We start from the raw sequence: 3,441 nt of genomic DNA on the forward strand, positions 1-3,441 counted from the left end.
ACTCTGGGCGGCAGCAGCGACGCCTTTGTGAGCAAGTTTACCACGGATGGCACAGCCATTCTGTTTTCTACTTACCTTGGCGGCAGCGGCGACGAGGCGGGCAACAGCATTGCCGTGAGCAGCAGCGGCCAGCCATTCATAGTAGGCAGGACGGATTCTGGCGATTTTCCCACAGTGAACGCTTTTGATGATGGGTTGGACGGCAGCAGCGACGCCTTTGTAAGCAAGTTGAAGACGGATGGTACAGACTTCATCTTTTCCACCTATCTGGGCGGCAGCGGGGATGAAATGGCCTATGGTGTTGCCGTGGATGGCTCAGGTAACAGCTACATCACGGGTGCCACCAGTTCAGATGATTTTCCGACGAAGAATGCTTTTGACGAGGAACTCGGCGGTGCGGCCGACGCTTTTGTGAGCAAGTTGAATACTGCGGGCAATGATCTCATCTATTCCACCTATGTCGGCGGGGGTGTGGCCAATGATATGGGCAACGCTATTGCGGTAGACGGCTCGAAAAACAGCTACATCACCGGTGTGACCAACTCGCCTGACTTCCCCACCACGGCGAACGCTTTTGACGGTGGACTCGAAGCTGAATTGGAGGCATTTATAACCAAAGTCGACTCCAGCGGCAACTTCCTGCAATACTCCACCTATCTGGGCGGCAGCGGCAATCGGACTGTTGCCAATGACATTGCCGTAGACGGCAGCGGCCTGGCCTATATCACCGGCAAGACTTCGGCTGCTGACTTTCCCTTGCAGGATCCTCTGACTACGAATCAGAACCTGCAGGGTGCTGCCGATGCCTTTGTGGTCAAGCTGGCAGGTGACGGCGCCTCTCTGGAGTATTCCACCTATCTTGGTGGAGGCGGTGACAATGATGTGGGTCTTGGCATCGCAGTTGACAGCAACAACAGGGCCTACCTTACCGGCAGCACGGATTCCAGTGATTTCCCACTGAAAAGCGCCCTGGACAACTCTTTGAGTGGTCCTTCCGACGCTTTTGTAACCAAGTTGAGCAGTTCTGGTACAGATCTGCTCTACTCCACCTATCTGGGCGGCAGTGGTTCGGAGTCTGGAAATGCTATTGCGGTGGACAGCAGCAACAGGGCCTATATTGCCGGCACCACCGAGTCGAGCGATTTCCCACTGAAGAACGCTGTGGACGACACCCTGGACGGTGCTGCGGACGGCTTTGTAACCAAGTTGAACACCACGGGCACAGCACTGGTCTACTCCACCTATCTGGGCGGCAGTGGTTCGGAGTCTGGAAATGCTATTGCGGTGGACAGCAGCGGCAGGGCCTACATTGCCGGCACCACTGATTCGCCTGATTTCCCGACGAAAAATGCACTGGACAGCACCTTGACTGGTCCTTCAGACGGTTTTGTGTGCAGACTTACTAGTGCCGGAACGGTTCTGTCGTACTCTACTTACCTGGGGGGAAAGAACTCCGAGACCTGTGCTGATATCGCGGTGGACAGCAACAACAGGGCTTATGTTTGATGTTTTTGTGAGCAAGCTTTTGCCTGATGGCAGTGATTTCGTCTTTTCCACCTACCTTGGCGGCAGTGGAGCTGACTCGGGCAGGAGCATTGCAGTGGACGGCAGCGGCGACAGCTATATTACCGGCGTTACCAGTTCGGATGATTTTCCAGTACAGAACGCTTTTCAGGCTGACCTGGCAGGCACTGGTGATGCCTTTGTGAGCAAGCTGGAAAGCGATGGCAGCGGTCTGGTCTACTCCTCCTATCTGGGAGGCAAGGCTGCCCGCCGCGGAGGCGGCGGCGGCGGAGGCGGCGGCGGGGGCGGCGGCGCCAGTTGCTTCATTGCCACGGCTGCCTATGGTTCGCCGCTGGCAAATCAGGTGAAAATACTTCGGCATTTTCGCGATCGGGTGTTGCTCCACTATGGTGTGGGCAGAGTGCTGGTACGGTCTTATTACCGTTATTCTCCGCCGGTGGCCCACTTTATCAGCAAGAGGCCCCTGTTGAGGCTGGCTGTACGGTGGGCACTTCTGCCAGTTATTGGCTTTGCCTGGCTGGCACTCAGACTTGAACCGCTGGCAGCGGGTGCCAGTGGGCTCTTACTGCTGACGGTTATGAGCGTGTTGCTCTACGTTATGCTGAGAAGCAGGGGCAAACATCCTACTACATAAAGGTTCTCAGGTAATGCATGCCGTGCCTGCCGCAACCGGAGGATTGTTGCACCGAGATTTGCTCAATCAGCGCGAGGACGGTACTGCACCTGGAGTGGACAGAGGAGGTAGGCGTGGTACAGCGGCTGTTACTGAGCGGGACTGTTATTCTGCTGCTGGTGGCATTCAACTGCGATGCACTTGCCGCTTCCTATTATCACAGGACATTCACTCGGAAGGAGATTGAGACAATGGAGCAGACGAGGGCAGTGATAAAGACAAAGTTTGGTGACATCACTCTCGGGTTCTTCCCGGATGTTGCCCCCAACCATGTGAGCAGCTTTCTGGACCTCGCCAGAAGCGGCTTCTTTGACGGCACCACCTTCCACCGCGTTGTGCCAGGTTTTGTGATCCAGGGAGGGGACCCTAATTCCAAGAATCCTGACAGGAGCACCCATGGCACAGGCGGACCAGGGTATTATCTCAAGGCTGAATTCAGCGACCGGCCGCATCTGAGAGGCACCCTGTCCATGGCCAGGGCTGCGGATCCTGACAGCGCCGGGTCGCAGTTTTTCATCTGTGTGCAAGCGGCGCCCTTTCTCGACGGCAACTACACGGTTTTTGGAGAAGTATTGGAGGGCATGGACGTAGTAGACAAAATAGTCTCGCAGCCAAGAGATGAGAGGGATAATCCCATCGAGCGCATCGAGCAGAGAGCCGCAGGAGCACTGATGAACATGATGGACGACAGGGAAGAAACTGCGAGGCCAGAGCAGCAAGACAAGGCCAGGGATGAAGAGTTGACAGTGTCTGTCAAGAAGTCAGACGAATTTCAGTTTGGTCGAGATTTTTTTACCGGCTGTCTGGCGATCATAGTTATTGCGGTCATTCTCTTTGTGATCATCCCCGTGTTGATCTTCGTCTTGAAGCTTAGCTTCATGTTGGTCCTTCCGGTGGGCCTATTGGCAATTCTGGTAATTCTGACCACATTTTTTGGGCGCATCATCAACATACTTCGGAAGAACTGGTGATAATGATGGCGTCTACAGTTTACTACGAGAGAGGGGAGTGGAGATGGCAAGGCACAAGGTTGGCATGTTTCGCCAGTACCCATTCCGGGTTGGCCAGAAAATCCGTATAGATGACGGCCCTCGTCGGGGAGACTGGGAGGTGGTGGGGGTGAGCGGCCACAAGGTGAAACTGCGCTGTCCTGTTTCTCTAAGAGAGTTCGAGTGGAATCGCTTCTGCTATCTGGTGGAGGAAAAGGAGGCGGAGTGGCCCCAGCAGGACTGATGTAAGGTTCG

General features: G+C 55.2%; 4 protein-coding genes. All 4 read left to right on the forward strand.

Annotation, left to right across the window (positions count from 1 at the left end; genetic code table 11):
- Nucleotides 1-1,506: SBBP repeat-containing protein (locus JRI89_17875; protein MBW2073101.1), on the forward strand; the 1,506-nt coding region annotated here is incomplete at its 5' end.
- Nucleotides 1,499-2,158: an SBBP repeat-containing protein gene (locus tag JRI89_17880; GenBank protein ID MBW2073102.1), complete on the forward strand. Its 660-nt coding sequence runs from the start codon at nucleotides 1,499-1,501 to the stop codon at nucleotides 2,156-2,158. The genes JRI89_17875 and JRI89_17880, both read left to right, overlap by 8 nt.
- A 230-nt stretch (nucleotides 2,159-2,388) precedes the next feature.
- Complete coding sequence (locus tag JRI89_17885; GenBank protein ID MBW2073103.1) at nucleotides 2,389-3,168, forward strand: peptidylprolyl isomerase; 780 nt, start codon at nucleotides 2,389-2,391, stop codon at nucleotides 3,166-3,168.
- Nucleotides 3,169-3,211: 43 nt separating this feature from the next.
- Complete coding sequence (locus tag JRI89_17890) at nucleotides 3,212-3,430, forward strand: hypothetical protein (protein MBW2073104.1); 219 nt, start codon at nucleotides 3,212-3,214, stop codon at nucleotides 3,428-3,430.
- Nucleotides 3,431-3,441: the final 11 nt, after the last annotated feature.

It is taken from the genome of Deltaproteobacteria bacterium, assembly GCA_019309045.1.
GTDB lineage: Bacteria > Desulfobacterota > Syntrophobacteria > BM002 > BM002 > JAFDGZ01.

Coding starts and splice junctions, on each gene's coding strand:
- JRI89_17880 (MBW2073102.1), top strand. CDS start 1,499: ATGTTTGATGTTTTTGTGAGCAAGCTTTTGCCTGATGGCAGTGATTTC.
- JRI89_17885 (MBW2073103.1), top strand. CDS start 2,389: ATGGAGCAGACGAGGGCAGTGATAAAGACAAAGTTTGGTGACATCACT.
- JRI89_17890 (MBW2073104.1), top strand. CDS start 3,212: ATGGCAAGGCACAAGGTTGGCATGTTTCGCCAGTACCCATTCCGGGTT.